Annotated in this window: 19 protein-coding genes; 13 read left to right on the top strand and 6 right to left on the bottom strand. The window is 65.5% G+C overall.

Translation table 11 applies throughout. From position 1 onward, the window contains the following. The first annotated feature begins 239 nt into the window (after window positions 1–239). From HNP49_RS17315 to HNP49_RS17265, 11 genes are all read left to right on the top strand, one after another. On the top strand, window positions 240–1202 hold the full coding sequence (locus tag HNP49_RS17315) for a DUF523 and DUF1722 domain-containing protein (protein WP_184685423.1): 963 nt from the start codon (window positions 240–242) through the stop codon (window positions 1200–1202). Further along, window positions 1192–2133, top strand: a complete 942-nt coding sequence (locus HNP49_RS17310) for a MerR family transcriptional regulator (protein WP_184685354.1) — start codon at window positions 1192–1194, stop codon at window positions 2131–2133. The genes HNP49_RS17315 and HNP49_RS17310 overlap by 11 nt, the downstream gene beginning before the upstream one ends. Further along, window positions 2130–3560: a deoxyribodipyrimidine photo-lyase gene (gene phrB / locus HNP49_RS17305; protein ID WP_184685352.1), complete on the top strand. Its 1431-nt coding sequence runs from the start codon at window positions 2130–2132 to the stop codon at window positions 3558–3560. The genes HNP49_RS17310 and phrB overlap by 4 nt, the downstream gene beginning before the upstream one ends. After that, window positions 3553–3978: a nuclear transport factor 2 family protein gene (locus HNP49_RS17300; RefSeq protein ID WP_184685350.1), complete on the top strand. Its 426-nt coding sequence runs from the start codon at window positions 3553–3555 to the stop codon at window positions 3976–3978. Before phrB ends, HNP49_RS17300 begins: the two co-directional genes overlap by 8 nt. Next, entirely contained in the window at window positions 3975–4784 is an 810-nt protein-coding gene (locus HNP49_RS17295) for an SDR family oxidoreductase (protein ID WP_184685348.1), read from the top strand. The genes HNP49_RS17300 and HNP49_RS17295 overlap by 4 nt, the downstream gene beginning before the upstream one ends. After that, the gene (locus tag HNP49_RS17290; protein WP_184685346.1) at window positions 4781–6028 is read left to right on the top strand and encodes an NAD(P)/FAD-dependent oxidoreductase; all 1248 of its coding nucleotides are present in this window, start codon (window positions 4781–4783) and stop codon (window positions 6026–6028) included. Before HNP49_RS17295 ends, HNP49_RS17290 begins: the two co-directional genes overlap by 4 nt. Then, a complete protein-coding gene (locus HNP49_RS17285) occupies window positions 6025–6837 on the top strand; it encodes a DUF1365 domain-containing protein (protein WP_184685344.1) in 813 nt (270 codons plus the stop codon). Before HNP49_RS17290 ends, HNP49_RS17285 begins: the two co-directional genes overlap by 4 nt. After that, window positions 6824–8095: a cyclopropane-fatty-acyl-phospholipid synthase family protein gene (locus HNP49_RS17280; protein ID WP_184685342.1), complete on the top strand. Its 1272-nt coding sequence runs from the start codon at window positions 6824–6826 to the stop codon at window positions 8093–8095. The genes HNP49_RS17285 and HNP49_RS17280 overlap by 14 nt, the downstream gene beginning before the upstream one ends. Window positions 8096–8097: 2 nt before the next feature. Continuing rightward, complete coding sequence (locus HNP49_RS17275; protein ID WP_184685340.1) at window positions 8098–8637, top strand: DUF2878 domain-containing protein; 540 nt, start codon at window positions 8098–8100, stop codon at window positions 8635–8637. An 82-nt stretch (window positions 8638–8719) separates the two neighbouring features. Further along, entirely contained in the window at window positions 8720–9793 is a 1074-nt protein-coding gene (locus HNP49_RS17270; protein WP_184685338.1) for a GGDEF domain-containing protein, read from the top strand. A gap of 53 nt (window positions 9794–9846) precedes the next feature. Further along, window positions 9847–10155 carry a YkgJ family cysteine cluster protein gene (locus tag HNP49_RS17265; protein WP_184685336.1) on the top strand — a complete coding sequence of 103 codons (309 nt, stop codon included), beginning with the start codon at window positions 9847–9849 and terminating at the stop codon, window positions 10153–10155. Between the two features lie 53 nt (window positions 10156–10208). On the opposite strand, the gene HNP49_RS17260 is transcribed toward HNP49_RS17265, so the two are convergent. The 6 genes from HNP49_RS17260 to hemA form a co-directional block, all read right to left on the bottom strand. Next, on the bottom strand, window positions 10209–10724 hold the full coding sequence (locus tag HNP49_RS17260) for an acyloxyacyl hydrolase (protein ID WP_184685335.1): 516 nt from the start codon (window positions 10722–10724) through the stop codon (window positions 10209–10211). A 96-nt stretch (window positions 10725–10820) separates the two neighbouring features. Next, window positions 10821–11618: a glutamate racemase gene (gene murI, locus HNP49_RS17255; RefSeq protein ID WP_184685334.1), complete on the bottom strand. Its 798-nt coding sequence runs from the start codon at window positions 11616–11618 to the stop codon at window positions 10821–10823. Continuing rightward, window positions 11608–12369, bottom strand: a complete 762-nt coding sequence (locus tag HNP49_RS17250) for a molybdopterin-synthase adenylyltransferase MoeB (protein WP_184685421.1) — start codon at window positions 12367–12369, stop codon at window positions 11608–11610. Before HNP49_RS17250 ends, murI begins: the two co-directional genes overlap by 11 nt. 2 nt (window positions 12370–12371) lie before the next feature. Then, window positions 12372–13202, bottom strand: a complete 831-nt coding sequence (gene prmC / locus HNP49_RS17245; protein ID WP_184685332.1) for a peptide chain release factor N(5)-glutamine methyltransferase — start codon at window positions 13200–13202, stop codon at window positions 12372–12374. 1 nt (window position 13203) lies between these two features. Then, window positions 13204–14286: a peptide chain release factor 1 gene (gene prfA, locus HNP49_RS17240; protein WP_184685331.1), complete on the bottom strand. Its 1083-nt coding sequence runs from the start codon at window positions 14284–14286 to the stop codon at window positions 13204–13206. Then, window positions 14283–15551 (bottom strand): glutamyl-tRNA reductase, encoded by a 1269-nt coding sequence (hemA, locus tag HNP49_RS17235; RefSeq protein WP_184685329.1) that lies wholly within the window; start codon window positions 15549–15551, stop codon window positions 14283–14285. Before hemA ends, prfA begins: the two co-directional genes overlap by 4 nt. 170 nt (window positions 15552–15721) lie before the next feature. On the opposite strand from hemA, the gene HNP49_RS17230 reads away from it, so the two are divergent. Both HNP49_RS17230 and lolB read left to right on the top strand, forming a co-directional pair. After that, window positions 15722–17446: a tetratricopeptide repeat protein gene (locus HNP49_RS17230; RefSeq protein ID WP_184685328.1), complete on the top strand. Its 1725-nt coding sequence runs from the start codon at window positions 15722–15724 to the stop codon at window positions 17444–17446. Further along, entirely contained in the window at window positions 17446–18066 is a 621-nt protein-coding gene (lolB, locus tag HNP49_RS17225; protein WP_184685326.1) for a lipoprotein insertase outer membrane protein LolB, read from the top strand. Before HNP49_RS17230 ends, lolB begins: the two co-directional genes overlap by 1 nt. Window positions 18067–18069 lie beyond the last annotated feature (3 nt).

The following is an 18069-nucleotide window of genomic DNA, read 5'->3' as shown; positions in this document are numbered from 1 at the left end:
CCTTCTATGTACGGCCCGCCGCCGCGTCTGCCAAGCCCTGAGCGGCGCTAATCGCCATTGCCTTGCCATGGGTCATGGGTAATGCGTCATGGGTAATGCGTCATGGGGTCCGGCCGGCCGCCTGGCACATATCGATACAAGCTGTTGTACAAAACAATTGACTTGTACAACAACAAACCTATGATGAACTCAAGTTGTACAGAAAACCCTTCCTGTACAAGATCATCGAGGTTATCACCATGACCATCGCGCACCTGCCCAGGATCCGTATCGCCATCAGCGCCTGCCTGCTCGGCAAGGAAGTCCGCTACAACGGCGGGCACAAGGAGTCGCGACTGTGCAGCCATACCCTGGCCCAGCACTTCGAGTTCGTCCCGCTGTGCCCGGAAGTGGCCATCGGCCTGGGCATCCCCCGCGAGCCGATCCGTCTGGTCGGTGACCCGCAGCAGCCGCGCGCGCTGGGCACGGTGCGGCGTGAACTGGATGTGACCGAACCGCTGGCCGACTATGGCCGGCGCATGGCGGCCGAGCACGACGATATCTGCGGCTACATCTTCATGCAGAAGTCGCCGTCCTGCGGCGTCGAGCGGGTCAAGGTCTACCAGGCCAACGGCTACCCGGCCGACGGCGGCGGCAGCGGCATCTACGCCAGCGCCTTCATGCAGGCACGCCCCGACCTGCCGGTAGAGGAAGATGGCCGCCTCAACGATCCGGTGCTGCGCGAGAACTTCCTTACCCGCGTCTATGCCTATGCCGCCTGGCAACAGCTGTGCAAGGCCGGCTTGACCCGCAAGGGCATCATCGACTTCCACTCGCGCTACAAGTACCAGTTGATGGCCACCCACCCGCAGCAGTACCGCGAGCTGGGTCGCCTGCTCGGCAGCATCGGCCAGCACAGCGCCGAAGAAATCGGCCCGCGCTACTTCAGTCTGCTGATGGCCGCTCTGAAGAAGACCGCTACCCGGCGCACCCATTCCAATGTGCTGCTGCACCTGTCCGGCTACCTGAAGACGGCCCTGAGCCGCGAGGAAAAGGCCGAGATGCAGCAACTGATCGGCCAGTACCGCAACGGCATCATCCCGCTGGTGGTGCCCATGACGCTGCTCAAGCACCACTTCCGCCGCCACCCGCACTCCTACGTGGCCAGCCAGGCCTACCTGCAGCCCCATCCGGAAGAGCTGAGTCTGCGCAATGCCATCTGAAGCCTTCCAGCTACCGGACGACTACCAGGCAGCCCTGAATCAGGGCTGGCTGCCGATTCGCGACGTGGCCCGCCAGACCGGCGTCAACGCCGTCACCCTGCGCGCCTGGGAGCGTCGCTACGGCCTGATCGTGCCGGGCCGCACAGCCAAGGGTCATCGTCTGTACAACAGCGAACATGTGGCGCGCATCCAGGCCATCCTCACCTGGCTCAACCGGGGCGTCGCGGTCAGCCAGGTCAATGAACTGCTCAACAGCCGCAGCACCGCCCCGCAGCCCCAGGCCAGCCAGTGGAGCGAGCAGCGCCAGCAACTGCTCGAAGCCGTGCTGCAGCTGTCAGAGCGGCAGCTGGACGACCTGTTCAACCGCAACCTGGCCCTGTATCCGCCGCGCACCCTCTGCGAACAACTGCTGCTGCCGTTGCTGAGTGAGCTGGAACAGCGCTGGCAGGGCCAGTTCGGCAGCCAGCTGGAGTGGGTGTTCTTCCACTCCTGGCTGCGCAGCAAGCTAGGCGCCCGTCTGTATCACAACAACCGCCAGCACAGCGGCGCACCGCTGCTGCTGCTCAACCTCTCCAGCCTGCCGCTGGAGGCCGGGCTGTGGCTGAGTGCCTGGCTGGCGTCCAGCGCCGACTGCCCGGTGGAAGTGTTCGACTGGCCGGTGCCGCTGGGTGAGCTGAGCCTGGCCCTGGAACAGCTCAAGCCGCGTGCCGTGTTGCTCTACTCCAGCCAGAGCCTGGACAGCAGCGTGCTGCGCAAGCAGCTGCCACGCCTGGCCAGCACCAGCGCCATTCCGCTGCTGCTGGCGGGCCCGGCGGCGCGCATCCACCACGACGAGCTGCATGACATGCCCGGCCTGAGCCTGGCCGTCACGCCTCTCAACGCCCTGCACTGCCTGCAGGAACACCAACTACTGCCCGGAGCCGCGCAATGACCCAACTGCTCTGGCTGCGCAGCGACCTGCGCGCCCACGACAACACGGCCCTGTGCGCGGCCATGGCCGCCGGCCCGACCGTGGCGCTGTACCTGATAACCCCGCAGCAGTGGCTGGCCCACGATGACGCCGCCTGCAAGGTGGACTTCTGGCTGCGCAACCTGAGCGCCCTGCAACAGCAACTGGCGCTCCTGAACGTGCCGCTGCTGGTGCGTCACGCCGATACCTGGCGACAGGTGCCGGCACTGCTCGGCGACCTCTGCCAGAACCTGCAGGTCCGCGCCGTGCATGTGAACGAGGAATACGGCGTACACGAAAGCCGCCGCGACCAGGCCTGCCGCGAGCATCTGGCGCAGCAAGGTGTGGCCCTGCACAGCCACCTCGACCAGTTGTTCTTCGCTCCCGGCAGCGTGCTGACCCAGAGTGGTGGCTACTTCCAGGTGTTCAGCCAGTTCCGCAAGGTCTGCTACCAGCGACTGGCCACCGCCCTGCCCGCCTGCCGGCCACTGCCGGCGGCGCAGGCGCCGCTGCCGATCACCAGCGACGCCATCCCCAGCGAGGTGACCGGCTTTGCACCGCCCAGCGAGGCCCTGCGCCAGCTCTGGCCGGCCGGTGAAGACGAGGCCCTGCAGCGCCTGCAGCGTTTTGCCGGTGAACAGCTGGAGTGGTACGACCAGCAGCGCGACTTCCCCGCCACTCCTGGTACCAGCCAGCTCTCGGCCTACCTGGCCGCCGGCGTCATCTCGCCGCGCCAGTGCCTGCATGCGGCCCTGACCATCAACCGCGGCGAATTCGCCACTGGCAATCCCGGCGCCGTGTGCTGGATCAGCGAACTGCTCTGGCGCGAGTTCTACAAGCACATTCTGGTGGGCTACCCACGGGTTTCCATGGGCCGCGCCTTCCGCCGCGACACCGAAGCCCTGGCCTGGCGCCACGCCCCGGACGAGTTGGCCGCCTGGCAGGAGGGCCGCACGGGCCTGCCGATTGTCGACGCCGCCATGCGCCAGTTGCGCGATACCGGCTGGATGCACAACCGCCTACGCATGATCGTGGCCATGTTCCTCACCAAGAACCTGCTGATCGACTGGCGCGAAGGCGAACGCTGGTTCATGCGCCACCTGATCGACGGCGATCTGGCGGCCAACAACGGCGGCTGGCAATGGAGCGCCTCCACCGGCACCGATGCCGCGCCCTACTTCCGCATCTTCAATCCGCTCAGCCAGTCGGCCAAGTTCGATCCGGAGGGCCGCTTCCTGCGCCACTGGCTGCCGGAACTGGCTAGCCTGAACAAGCACGACATCCACAACCCCGACGCCCTCGACGGGCTGTTCGGCGTGGCCGGCTACCCACGACCCATGGTCGACCTGAGCAGGAGCCGCGAACGCGCACTGGCCGCCTTCAAGAACCTGGAGCCCGCCCATGTCTGAGTTTCTGCGTGACTTTGCCCGGCACTTTGCCGCACTGGGCGCCGATAACCTGCACCAGCTGGACGAGCTGTACAGCCGCGACGTGGTATTCCATGACCCGCTGCACCAGATCAGCGGCCTGGCCAACGTGCGTCAGTACTTCAGCGAGCTCTACGCCAACGTGCGCGAGCTGCGCTTCGACTTCCACGCCTTCGACCAGACCGGCGACAACAGCGGCTACCTGCGCTGGACCATGAGCTACCGCCACCCGCGCCTGGCCGGCGGCGGGCTGATCCGCGTTGATGGCTGCAGTCACCTGCAGTGGAGCGACGGCAAGGTCTACCGCCACCGCGACTACTTCGACGCCGGCAACCTGCTCTACGAGCACCTGCCACTGCTGGGCAGCGCGATCCGCTGGCTGAAACGGAGACTGGTATGAACGCACCCCGCCCCAACGCCGACAGCCAGCGTATCTGGCTGACCGGTGCCAGCAGCGGCATCGGCTTTGCCCTGGCCGAAGAACTTCTCGGCGCCGGCCATCACCTGGCCCTCAGTGCCCGGCGCAGCGGGCCGCTGCAACAGCTGAGCGAGCGCTTCCCTGGCCAGGTGCTGCTGGCGCCCGGCGATCTCGGCGATGCCAGCCAGGTCGAAGCCATCGGCGAGCGCATTCGCCTGCACTGGGGCGCGCTGGACATGGCCATCCTCAATGCCGGCACCTGCGAATACGTCGAGGCGGCCGACTTCCAGGCCGCCATGGTCGAGCGCGTGTTGCGTGCCAACCTGCTTTCGGCGGCCTACTGCATCGAAGCGGCCCTGCCGTTGCTGCGCGCAGGCCAGCAGCCGCAACTGGTGGCGGTGGGCAGTTCGGTGACCTATTTCCCCCTGCCGCGCGCCGAGGCCTACGGTGCCTCCAAGGCCGGCCTGCGCTACATGATGGACAGCCTGCGCATCGACCTGGCTCACGAAGGCATCGACGTCACCCTGATCAGCCCCGGCTTCGTCGACACTCCGCTGACGGCGCAGAACGACTTCCCCATGCCGCTGCGCTGGCCGGTGAGCAAAGCCGCCCGGCATATCGCCCGGCGCCTGCCCGCACGCCCGGTGGAGATCGCTTTCCCCACGCCCTTCATCGCCGGTCTGCTGCTGCTCGCCCACCTGCCCAGACGCCTGCAACTGGCCATCGGCAAACGCCTGGCACGCCCGGCCACCCCCACGCCAGTTTCTCCCAAGGATGAACAGCCATGAAAATCGCCATCATCGGCAGCGGCATTGCCGGCCTGACCTCGGCCTACCTGTTGCAGCGCGAACACGAGATCACCGTATTCGAGGCGCAGGACTGGATCGGCGGCCATACCCACACGGTGCCGGTGCGTCTGGATGGCCGCGAGTACGCGGTGGATACCGGCTTCATCGTGTTCAACGACTGGACCTACCCCAACTTCATCCAGCTACTGCAGCAACTGGGCGTCAGCTTCAAACCGACGGAAATGAGCTTTGCCGTGAGCGACCCGGACACGGGCGTGGAATACAACGGGCATGACCTCAACAGCCTGTTCGCCCAGCGCAGCAACCTGCTGTCGCCACGCTTCTGGGGGATGATTCGCGACATCCTGCGCTTCAACAAGGAAGCCCTGAGCGATCTGGAGCAGGGCCGCATTGCCGCCGACACCACCCTCGGCCAGTACCTCAGCCAGAACGGCTACGGCCAGCGCTTCATCGAGCATTACATCGTGCCGATGGGTGCGGCGATCTGGTCCATGTCACTGGCCGACATGCTCGGTTTCCCCCTGCAGTTCTTCGTGCGCTTCTTCAAGAACCACGGCCTGCTGTCGGTCAGCAACCGCCCGCAGTGGTATGTCATCGAGGGCGGCTCCAGCGCCTACGTGGCCCCGCTGACCAAGGGCTTTGCCGAACGCATCCGCCTCAACTGCCCGGTCAGCCGGGTCGAACGCGACGAGCAGGGCGTGACTCTGGAAAGCCCGGCCGGCCGCGAGCGTTTCGATGCGGTGATCTTTGCCTGCCACAGCGATCAGGCCCTGCAACTGCTGGCCGAACCCAGCGCCAGCGAAACGGAAATCCTCGGTGCCCTGCGCTATGCCGACAATGACGTGGTGCTGCACACCGATACCCGCGTGCTGCCCAAGCGGCGCCTGGCCTGGGCCAGCTGGAACTACCGCCTGGGTGGACCGACCCGGCAACCGGCGGCGGTCACCTACAACATGAACATTCTGCAGGGCATCGAGTCTGAGCAGACCTTCTGCGTCAGCCTCAACCAGACCGACGCCATCGACCCGGACAAGATCCTCGCCCGCTTCAGCTATGCCCACCCGCAGTACAGCCTGGCGGCCAGCGCCGCCCAGCTGCGCGGGGAGGAACTGCAGGGCCGGCAGCACAGCTATTTCTGCGGCGCCTACTGGGCCAACGGCTTCCACGAGGACGGTGTGGTCAGCGCCCTGCGCGTGGCGCGGCACTTCGGAGTCAGCCTGTGAACGGCGTACAGCACAGTGCGCTGTATCAGGGCGAGATACGTCACCGCCGCTTCGCCACGCGCGCCCATGCCTTCGAGTACCGCATCGGCCTGCTCTACCTCGATCTGGACGAGCAGGATGCCGTGCTCGGCCTCTCGCCACTGGCCGGTCGCGCCCGTCTGGCGCCCTTCGCCTTCCGCGAGACGGACTTCCTGCCGGAGCAGACCCGCGCCGGCCAGTCGCTCAAGCGCGCGGTGCAGCAGCAGGTCAGCCAGGCCCTCGGCCGTCTGATCGACGGACCGGTGCGCCTGCTGACCCAGCCCCGCAGCTGGGGGCTGGCCTTCAATCCGGCCAGCTTCTTCTACTGTTTCGACCGCGAGGAACGCCTGCAGGCGATTCTCTGCGAGGTCAGCAACACCCCCTGGCTGGAGCGTTATCACTATGTGCTGCCGGCCGAGGGCGACGGTCACCAGCATGTCGCCGTGGCCAAGGCCTTTCATGTCTCGCCCTTTCTGCCGCGCGACCTGGAATACCACATGACCTTCAGCCCGGCCGCTGCCCGCCTGGGCATTCACATGGAGGACTGGCAGGGCAGCGCCAAACTGTTCGACGCCACCCTCAGCCTGAGCCGCCAGCCGCTCAGCCGCGCCACCCTGCACCGCCACCTGCTGAGTTTTCCCTGGATGACCGCCAAGACCGTGCTGGCCATCTACTGGGAGGCCCTGCGCCTGCTGCTCAAACGCATCCCGCTGTTCACTCATCAACCGGCACTGGGCACGCAACGCGTGGCCATGCCTCTGCGCAAGGAGTCCGCCGATGAAAAGCTCTAGCCTGACCGACAAATCGTCTCTACTGGCCAGCAGCGGCCTCGCCGCCGGGCTGCTGCGCAGTGCCGTGTTGCGCCAATTGGAGCAACTGCGCCATGGCCAGCTACGGCTGATCGACCAGGGCGAAACCCGGGTATTCGGCGATCCGCACAGCAGCCTGCACGGCGAAATCGAGGTGACCGACCCGGCACTCTGGGGTCTGGTGGCCGGCAATGGCTCGATCGGCGCCGGCGAAGCCTATATCCACGGCTACTGGCGCACGCCGGACCTGACCGCCGTGGTGCGCGTGTTCGTCAGCAACCTGGACGTACTCGACGGCATGGAGCGCGGCCTGGCTCTGCTCGGCCGTCCGCTGCTCAAGGGCCTGCACTGGCTCAACCGCAATACCCGCAGAGGCTCGCAGAAGAACATCGCCGCCCACTACGACCTGGGTAACCAGCTGTTCGAGCAGTTCCTCGACCCGACCATGATGTACTCGGCGGCCATGTTCCCCCATGACGGCGCCAGCCTGGAGCATGCCCAGCTGCACAAGCTGGAGCGCATATGCCAGAAGCTCGCGCTCAAGCCCGAGGATCACCTGCTGGAAATCGGCACGGGCTGGGGCAGCATGGCGCTCTACGCGGCGAGCCACTATGGCTGCCGGGTGACCACCACCACCCTGTCGCGCGAGCAGTACGCCTACACCGAGCAGCGCATCCGCGATCAGGGCCTGCAGGATCGCATCACGCTGTTGCTGTGCGACTACCGCGACCTCACCGGCCAGTACGACAAGCTGGTGTCGATCGAGATGATCGAAGCGGTCGGCCACCGTTTCCTGCCCACCTATTTCGACAAATGCAGCCACCTGCTCAAGGACGACGGCCTGATGCTGCTGCAGGCCATCACCATCCGCGACCAACGCTACGAGCAGGCCAAGCGCTCGGTGGACTTCATCCAGCGCTACATCTTCCCCGGCGGCGCCCTGCCCTCGGTGCACAAGATGCTCGATATCGTCAGCCGCCAAACCGACATGAACCTGCATCACCTAGAGGACTTCGGCCTGCACTACGCGCGCACCTTGCGCCACTGGCACGACAACCTGAAGGAGGCACGCCCGGCCCTGCAGCAGCTTGGTTATGACGAGCACTTCTACCGCCTGTGGGAGTTCTACCTGTGCTACTGCGAGGGCGGCTTCCTCGAGCGCACCATCGGCACCGCCCAGCTGCTGCTGGCCAAGCCGCAAGCACGCCCGGCGCCACTGCTCGGCAACCTGAGCGCCTGAGCATGCGCTGGCAGCTGCTGGCCAATGCGCTGCTGTTCCAGCTCGGCTGGTTGGCCTGCATCTTCGCAGCCAGTCAGCCCTGGTGGTTGCTGGGCGGGCTGGCCTGCCTGGCGGCGCAACTGTGGCTCAGCCACGAGCGCCAGAGCGACCTGCGCCTGGTGCTGACCGTCACCCTGCTGGGCAGCCTCCTCGACAGCCTACTGCTCAACCTCGGCCTGTTCGATTTTGCCGGTGACAGCTGGCTGCTCCCAGCCTGGCTGGCGCTGCTCTGGGCCCTGCTGGCCACGACCCTGCGCCACAGCCTGGCCTGGACCGCCAAACCCTGGTGGCTGGCCAGCCTGCTAGGCGCCACCAGCGGCCCGCTCTCCTACTACGCTGGCGCGCAACTGGCCGATGTTGGTCTGCCGCTGGGTACCACGCCCAGCCTGTTGCTGCTCGGCCTGCTGTGGGCCGCCTGGCTCCCCGCCCTGCACACCCTGGCCCGCTGCCTGGCAGCGCCACCAGCCGTCACCTCCTCACCCGCCCCGGCAAAGTTTGACTAGGCTCATAGACATATCCGTCTGACAAGCCACCACTGGTTGCAGGCGCATCACTCTGCGTTGTCGCCGCTGCCAGGGAGGCTCCATGAAGCAGACCGAACAAACGCTGCTGGAACAGATGCGCATCACCGAGTTCGAGATCCACTCGCGCCAGCAATTGCTGGGGCTGGTGGAGAGCGACTTTCAGCTGCTGCACAACTACCGGGGCCTGATCGAAAGCCAGGTGGATGCCTTGGTCGATCAGTTCTACCAGATGCAGACCAGCGTGGCGGAAATCGCCCTGCTGATCGGCGATGCCGATACCCTGGGACGCCTGCGCAGCGCCCAGCGCAAGTACGTGCTCGACCTGTTCAGCGGCCTGTACGACGTCGAGTACGTCAACAACCGCCTGCGCATCGGCCTGGTGCACAAGCGTATCGGCGTCGAACCCAAGCTCTATCTGGCCGCGATCAGCACCCTCAAGACCCTGCTGTTCGATGTGCTGCGCCAGCAACTGCCAAAAAGCCCAGAGCGCCAGCAACTGCTCAGCGTGCTCGACCGCCTGTTCCTGTTCGACATCACGCTGGTGTTCGAAACCTATATCCGCAGCCTGGTGATGGAGATCGACATCTCCCGCGAGAAGTCCGAGAACTACGCCCGCATCCTGGAGGACAAGGTCCGCGAGCGTACCCGGCAACTGGAGGAAATGACCCGCACCGATCCACTGACCGGTCTGTTCAACGTCCGGACCCTGCACGAAAGCCTGACCCGCGCCGTGCGGGCAGCACAAAGGCGCAGCGAGCCGCTGGCCGTGGCCTACCTGGACATCAACGACTTCAAGGACATCAACGACACCCAGGGCCACCAGCGGGGCGACGAAATTCTGCAGATGCTTGGGGCGGCGATCAAGCAGGTGTCGCGCATGGAGGACAGCTGCTTCCGCTACGGTGGCGACGAGTTCTGCATCATCCTGCCCAACTGCCGCGAGGAGCTGGCCGCCGAGATCTACATCTCGCGCCTGAGCAGCGAACTGGGCAAGGTCCTGCCCGGCCTGCAACTGAGCGTCGGCGTGGTACAGACAGGGCCCGCCGAATTTGCCGAACCCGAGGCACTGATTCGCGAGGCCGACCGACGCATGTACACGGCCAAGCACATGCTGAAGAATCTAACGCCTGGCTGAGCCGCTCGGCAACTCGCCGCGCCAGCCCTACTCATCTGCCGTACACTGGCGGCATGAGCCAGATCCCCCTGACCAATCTGCCCATCGACCCGAGCATCAGCTGCAGCACCTGCGCGGCCTGTTGCTGCCAACTGGAAGTCCTGCTGCTGACCGACACCGGCGTGCCCGAGCGTTTCATCAGCACCGACGACTGGGGCGGCGAAACCATGCTGCGTCTGGATGACGGCTGGTGTGCGGCACTGGACCGCGACACCATGCGCTGCACCATCTACGAAGTGCGCCCGCTGGTCTGCCGCGAATTCGCCACCGGCTCGCCGGAATGCCTGGACGAACGCCGTGGCATGGACAGCATCTACCGCTGACCTCAGGCAATAAAAAACCGGGCCTTGACCCGGTTTCTTTGGCCACATACCGATCAGAAACGGGTGCGGTAATGCAGGGTGTACGCCTCGGCGCCATCGTTGGGCTGCTTGAGGCCGGCGTTGGAGTAGTGGATGGCGCGCACGCCAATCTCCTGGCCGGCGAAGCGCACGCCGGCACCCAGGCGGTCTTCGAACTGGAAGGACGAACTCAGATCGTTGTCTTCCAGCTCGGTGCTGGAAAACAGAGCTACGCCGATACCAACTTCGATATAGGGTTTTACCGTTTCCCCGGCGAACTCGTAGACGAATACCGGCGTGAAGGAAACGCTGTGGTTGCTCGCGGTTTCATCACCGTCCCAGTAGGTGTACCCCAGATCCCAGTAGCCGGTCAGACGACCGCTGTCGCTCTGCATCCAGGCACTGTCCCAGTCCCACTGGCTGCCCAGGCGATAGACCATGGTGGAATCGCCACTCTGGCCAATGGCCGCGGTCACATCGGCGGCCTGCGCACTCAGCGCGTGGCCCAGAACCAGAGCCGCCACGGCGGCCAGCGAAGTCAGTGCTTTCATTCAACTTTCCTTATTGCCTGAGAGTTATGCGCAGTTTCCGGGTGAAACAGTTATCTGGGTGAAGTATAGAAATCTTTAGCCCCTTGCAAAGCCGGGTCATTCCAGCAAGGCGTTAACCGGCGCCGGGCTGCCCCACAGCAGCGGCAGGATCTGTTCCAGCTGAGCCGGAGCACCACTGCTCCAGAAGTGTGCCGAGTGGGTAGCCGACTGCGGAGCCAGAGCATCGTGCTGCTCGAGCAGACGCTGCAGCTGGCGGGCCACCGCCGCGCCGGTATCGATCAGGGCCACATCGGCGAGCACCAGCTCACGCAGCAGCGGTTTGAGGAAGGGGTAATGGGTACAGCCGAGAATCAAGGTGTCGCACCCGGCGGCCAGCAGGGGCTCCACATAACCCTGGAGCAACTGACGTACAGGCAGGCTGTCGAGATCGCCCGCCTCGACGCACTCCACCAGCCCCGGACAGGGCTGGGTCACCACCCGCACATCACTGGCAAACCGATCGAGCAGGGCCGCGAACCTGGCGCTTTTCAGGGTGCCGGTGGTGGCCAGCACACCCACCACGCCGGAGCGGGTGGCTGCAGCCGCCGGCTTGACCGCCGGTTCCATGCCGACAATCGGCAGCTGCGGGTAACGCTCGCGCAAATCCGCCACCGCCGCCACCGTCGCGGTATTGCAGGCCAGCACCAGCGCCTTGGCGCCCTGCTCCAGTAAAAACTCCGCAATCTTCTGACTACGCTCGCGGATAAACTCGGCGCTCTTCTCGCCGTAAGGCACATGGCCGCTGTCGGCGACATAGAGCAATGCTTCGTTGGGCAGTTGCGCGTGAATCTCGCGCAGCACCGACAGCCCGCCGACGCCGGAGTCGAATACGCCGATCGGCGCGCTATTGGCCATGCTGCGCTCCGCACACCGTACAGCCCGGATCGCGCTTGACCCGCAGCTCGCGGAACTGGCTGCTAAAGGCATCGATCAGCAGCAGGCGGCCCACCAGTGGCTCGCCAAAACCGGCCAGCAGCTTGAGCGCCTCCAGCGCCTGCAGACTGCCCACAACGCCCACCAGCGGCCCGACCACGCCAGCCTCGCTACAGGTCAATTCGGCCTCACTGCCATGCCCATACAGGCAGTGGTAGCAGGGGCTGTCGCTGCGACGCGGATCGAATACCGCCAACTGCCCTTCCAAACGAATGGCTGCACCGGAGACCAGCGGCTTGCCGGCAGCCACGCAGGCAGCATTGACCGCCTCGCGGGTGGAAAAATTGTCCGAGCAGTCCAGCACCAGATCGACCGCCGCCACCGCGGCAGGCAAGGAATCGGCATCCAGCCCCTGGGCATACAGCTGCAGGCTGATGGCCGGATTGATCGCACGCAGACGCGCCGCCGCCGACTCGACCTTGGGCTGGCCGATGCTGTGGCTGTCGTGAGCGACCTGGCGCTGCAGGTTACTCAGATCGACCCGGTCGAAATCGGCCAGGTGCAGTTCGCCCACACCAGCCGCGGCCAGGTACAGCGCCACCGGAGAACCCAGCCCTCCGAGACCGATGATCAGCACACGACTCTGTTTGAGGCGCAGCTGTCCGGCGATATCGATCTGCGCCAGGAGGATCTGCCGGCTGTAGCGCAGCAGATCGTCGTCCGTCAGGTCCATGCTCATGCCTGCCAGCTCCCCAGTGATATTCGCTCGTGCCCGCCCAGGTCGCGGCGGCTTTCCACCTGAGCAAAGCCGCGTGCCAGCAACAGCTCGCGCACGGCTGCGGCCTGGTCATAGCCATGTTCCAGCAGCAGCCAGCCGCCATGTTCCAGATGATCCGGCGCCTGCGCGATGATTTCGCGCAAGTCTGTCAGGCCGTCGCGGCCGGCCACCAGCGCGCTGGCCGGCTCGAAGCGCACATCGCCCTGGCTCAGGTGCTGGTCATCGCTGCGGATGTAAGGCGGGTTGCTGACGATCAGGGCAAAGCGCTGCCCACCGAGGGCGCTGAACCAGTGACTGGGCTGGAAGCTGGCATTGCCCAGTTGCAGCGCCGCGCGGTTGCGCTCGGCCAGCGCTACTGCCTCATCAATACGATCGACACCCGTCAGCCGCCAGGCCGGGCGCTCGCTGGCAAGCGCCAGGGCAATCGCACCGGTGCCGGTGCCCAGATCCAGCGCCGCCAGTGGCGTAGCCGGCAACAGCTGCAGAGCGGTTTCCACCAACAGTTCGGTATCGGGGCGGGGAATCAGGGTATGCGGCGCCACTTCCAGCTGCAGGCTCCAGAAGCCCTGCCGGCCCAGCAGGTAGGCCACCGGCTCGCCCTGGCGACGACGCGCCAGCAGCGCCTGGAAGGCTGTCACCTGTTCGGCGCTGGGCTCATGTTCGGGCCAGGTGCGCAGGTAGCTGCGCGGCTTGCCCAGCACATGGGCCAGCAGCAGCTCGGCATCCAGACGCGCACTCGGCGAATCGGGCAAGTCAGCCGCCGCCAGCAACGCATCCACTCGGGCCATGTCAGTCTCCCAGTGCCGCCAGTTGGTCGGCCTGGTATTCCTGCAGCAAGGGTTCGATGACCTGCTCGACGCCGCCGGCAATCACTTCGTTGAGCGAGTACAGGGTCAGGTTGATGCGGTGATCGGTGACCCGCCCCTGAGGGAAGTTGTAGGTACGAATGCGCTCGGAACGGTCTCCCGAACCCACCAGCAGCTTGCGCGTGTCGGAGATTTCCTTGTGCGCGGCAGCTTCCTGCTGGTCCTTGAGCTTGGCCGCCAGCCAGGCCATGGCCTTGGCGCGGTTCTTGTGCTGCGAGCGCTCTTCCTGACATTCCACCACCGTGCCGGTGGGAATGTGGGTGATGCGGATGGCCGAGTCGGTGGTGTTGACGTGCTGACCACCGGCGCCGGAGCTGCGGTAGGTGTCCACGCGCAGGTCGGCCGGATTGATGTCGATGGCCGCCTGCTCGTCCGGCTCGGGCAGTACCGCCACGGTGCAGGCCGAGGTATGGATACGGCCCTGGGACTCGGTCTCCGGCACACGCTGCACGCGGTGGGCGCCGGACTCAAACTTCAGCTTGGCGAAGACGTTGTCGCCTTCCACGCGGCTGATCACCTCTTTATAGCCACCGTGTTCACCGTCGCTGGCCGAGAGAATCTCGACCCGCCAGCCCTGGCGCTCGGCATAGCGCGAATACATGCGGAACAGGTCGCCGGAGAAGATCGCCGCCTCGTCGCCGCCGGTACCGGCGCGGATTTCCAGATAAACGTTGCGCCCGTCGTTGGGATCCTTGGGCAACAGCATGCGCTGCAGGCTGTCTTCCAGCTCGGCCAGGCTGTTCCTGGCCGACACCACTTCCTCTTCGGCCATTTCGCGCAGGTCTGGATCGCTGTCCTTGAGCAGCGCCTGGGCACCGGCCAGGTCTTCCTGCACCTTGCACAACTGACGATAGGCCTGCACCACCGGCTCAACCTCGGCGTATTCCTTGGAATAGGCGCGGAACTGCGGCTGGTTGCTGATCACTTCGGCGTCGCCGAGCAGCGCGGTGAGCTCCTCGAAACGATCCTGCAGGGTGGCCAGTTTGTTCAGCAGTGAAGCTTTCATGATTTGCGCTCACCCTCGTCGAGGGCAAAAAGTTCCTGGGCCAGGGCCAGCGCATCCAGGCGGCCCTCGGCGGAGAGTTTCTTCAATTGCACGCTGGGCGCGTGCAGCAGCTTGTTGGTCAGGCCGCGGGCCAGCTGTGCCAGCACCTCGTCGGCCGGGGCACCGTTTGCCAGCTGGCGCTGCGCCTTCTGCAGTTCGTCGTCGCGCAGGGTTTCGGCCTGCTGGCGATAGGCCTTGAGCACATCCACGGCCGCCAGCTCGCGAAGGCGAGCCATGAACTCTTCCGCGCCCACGGCAACCATTTCCTCGGCCGCCCGCGCCGCGCCCTGACGGCTCTTGAGATTTTCCTCGATGACTTCGTGCAGGTCGTCCACCGAGTACAGGTAGACGTCATCCAGCTCACCGACCTCGGGCTCGATGTCCCGCGGCACGGCGATATCGACCATGAAGATCGGCTTGTGCCGGCGTTTCTTCAGCGCCCGCTCGACCGCGCCCTTGCCAAGAATCGGCAACTGGCTGGCGGTGGAGCTGATGACGATGTCGCTGTTGATCAGCTCATCGGGGATATCGGCCAGCAGGATGGCATGCGCGCCGAACTGCTCGGCCAGCGAACTGGCGCGCTCCAGCGTGCGGTTGGCGACGACAATGCGCTTGATGCCCTGTTCATGCAGGTGACGGGCAACCAGGGTGATGGTCTCGCCGGCACCGATCAGCAGCGCCTGGCTGCGGTGCAGATCGGCGAAAATCTGCTTGGCCAGGCTGACCGCCGCAAAGGCCACGGACACCGGGTTCTCGCCAATGGCGGTGTCGGTGCGCACGCTCTTGGCGGTGCTGAAGGTGGCCTGAAACAGGCGCCCCAGCAACGGCCCGACGGTACCGGCTTCGCGCGCCACTGCGTAGGCTGACTTGAGCTGACCGAGAATCTGCGGCTCGCCGAGGATCATCGAGTCCAGCCCGCAGGCCACGCGCATCATGTGGCGCACCGCCTGCTCGTTCTCGTGCACGTAGGCACAGGCCTGCAGGTCGCTCAGGGGCAGTCCGTGGTAGCCGGCCAGCCAGGCCAGCACCGCCTGCACATCCATCTCGTCGAGCTTGAGATACAGCTCGCTGCGGTTGCAGGTCGAAAGAATCGCGGCTTCGCTGCTGGGTGTCAGCCGGCAAAGCTGCTGCAGTGCCTCCACCATCTGCTCCGGGGTGAAAGCCACGCGTTCGCGCACCGCCACCGAGGCAGTCTTGTGGTTGATACCGAGGGCGAGAAAGGCCATGCAAGGTCGCTGCAGACAAATTAAGCCGGACATTGTCCTACTTCACCGCCTGCCGGACAACCACCCCTCCCCCTCCTGCCACACCCATCCGCCGATAGGCATCGGGCCGTGGGCTTGCCCTGTGGCTTGTGTCATCATGCCGCATCTGCAGGAGAGCACTCTTTTCCACTATGAACAGACCCCTAGTGTTGCTGGCCGCCTCGGTATTGCTGAGCGGCTGCCAGATGCTGGCCAAGCAGCCCAGCCCAGCGCCTGAGATCGCCGAGCCCGCCCAGGCCGCTCCGGCCAAACCCAAGGTCTATCGCTCGTTCAGCGAGGAAGCCCTGTATTCGCTGCTCACGGCGGAACTCGCCGGCCAGCGCAACCGCTTCGATATCGCCCTGGGCAACTATGTGCAGCAGGCTAATGCCACCCAAGACCCCGGTGTCGCCGAGCGGGCCTACCGCATCGCCGAATACCTCGGCGCTGAACAGGCGGCCCTCGACAGCGCCATGATCTGGGCCAGCAACGCCCCGGACAACCTCGACGCCCAACGCGCCGCCGCCATCCAGCTGGCCCGCGCCGGCCGCTACGATGACTCGATCCGCTATATGGAGAAGACTCTGCTGGCCGACGGCGATACTCATTTCGACTTCCTCGCCCTCTCGGCTGCCGAAACCGACGCCGACACCCGCGCCGGCCTGCAGCAGAGCTTCGAGCGCCTGCTGAAGAAACACCCGGACAATGCCCAGCTGATTTTTGGCGAAGCCGTGCTGCTGCAGCAGGATGGCAAGTCGGAGCAGGCTCTGGAGCTGCTCGACGAGCTGCCGGACAGCGAACAGAAGGTCGCCCCGCTGCTGCTGCGCACCCGCATTCTGCAGAGCCTCGAGCGTGGCGATGAAGCCCTAAAGCCGCTGCGCCAGGGCCTTGAGCAGGCACCCGACGACAAGCGCCTGCGCCTGGCCTACGCCCGCCTGCTGGTGGAACTAGGCCAGCTGGAGGAGGCCAAGACCGAGTTCTCCACCCTGGTCCAGCAGTTCCCCGATGACGATGATCTGCGCTTTTCTCTCGCGCTGATCTGCATGGAAGCCGAGGCCTGGAACGAAGCCCAGGCCTATCTGCAGGAGCTGATCGAGCGCGAAGCCCACGTCGATGCTGCGCACTTCAATCTTGGCCGCGTGTACGAGGCACTGGAGCAACCGGAAAGCGCGCTGATCGAATACCACCTGGTCGGCCCCGGCAAGGACTACCTGCCCGCCCAGCTGCGCCACAGCGAACTGCTGATCGAGGCCGAGCGTCTGCCCGAAGCACGCAAGTCACTGGCCAAGGCACGTGAAAAGCAGCCGGACTACGCGATCCAGCTGTACCTGATCGAAGCCGAAGCCCTGAGCAAGGCTCAGCAGATCGAACCCGCCTGGCAGCTCATCGAGCAGGCACTGACGGAGTACCCCGACGATCTGAATCTTCTGTATACCCGCGCCATGGTGGCCGAGAAACGCGGCGACCTCGACCAGCTGGAGCGCGACCTGCGCTTCATTATCGAGCGCGAGCCGTCCAACGCCATGGCCCTCAACGCCCTTGGCTATACCCTGGCCGACCGCACCAGCCGCCTGGATGAAGCCCGCACCCTGATCGAGCAGGCCTACCAGCTCAACCCGGAAGACCCGGCCATTCTCGACAGCCTGGGCTGGATCAACTTCCGCCAGGGCCGCCTGGACGAAGCCGAGACACTCCTGCGCCAGGCCTTCGAGCGCTATCCCGACCATGAAGTGGCGGCGCACTTCGGCGAAGTGCTGTGGACTCAGGGCAAGCAGGACGAAGCCCGTGAGGTCTGGCAGAAAGCCTTCGAAGAAGAGCCGGACAGCCCGATTCTGCGCAGCACTCTCAAACGCCTCACCGGCAGCGAGCAACCCTGATGCGCTGCCTTCGACTCGCCGCCCTAGTCCTCACAACCCTGCTCGCCGGCTGTGCCGGCCTGTTGCCGCAGGAAAGCCTCACCCAGGGGCAGGGCAACCCGGCGCTCTGGCAGCAACACCGCCAGCAGATCGCACAGATCGACGGCTGGCAGATCAGCGGCAAGGTCGGCATTCGCGCCCCGCAGGATTCCGGTAGCGGCACACTGTTCTGGCTGCAGCGCCAGGACTACTTCGATATCCGTCTGTCCGGCCCACTGGGCCGCGGCGCCGCCCGCCTGACCGGCCACCCGGGCGACACCGTACTGGAAGTGGCCAACCAGGGCCGCTATCAGTCCGACTCCCCCGAAGCGCTGCTGGAAGCCCAGCTGGGCTGGCGCCTGCCGGTTTCCCACCTGTTCTGGTGGGTGCGCGGCCTGCCCGCCCCGGACAGCAAGAGCCAACTCAGCCTCAACGGCAACAGCCAACTTGGGCAACTGCAGCAGGACGGCTGGCAGATCGACTACCTCGCCTACACCGAGCAGAACGGTTACGTACTACCGCAGCGCCTGAAACTGCAGGGGCACAACCTGCAGGTCACACTGGTCATCAAGGACTGGCAACCACGCCACCTCGGTCAATGAGTT

It is taken from the genome of Pseudomonas fluvialis (assembly GCF_014207935.1).
Classification (GTDB): Bacteria; Pseudomonadota; Gammaproteobacteria; order Pseudomonadales; family Pseudomonadaceae; genus Aquipseudomonas; species Aquipseudomonas fluvialis_A.
This window is presented reverse-complemented; position numbering and strand designations above follow the sequence as displayed.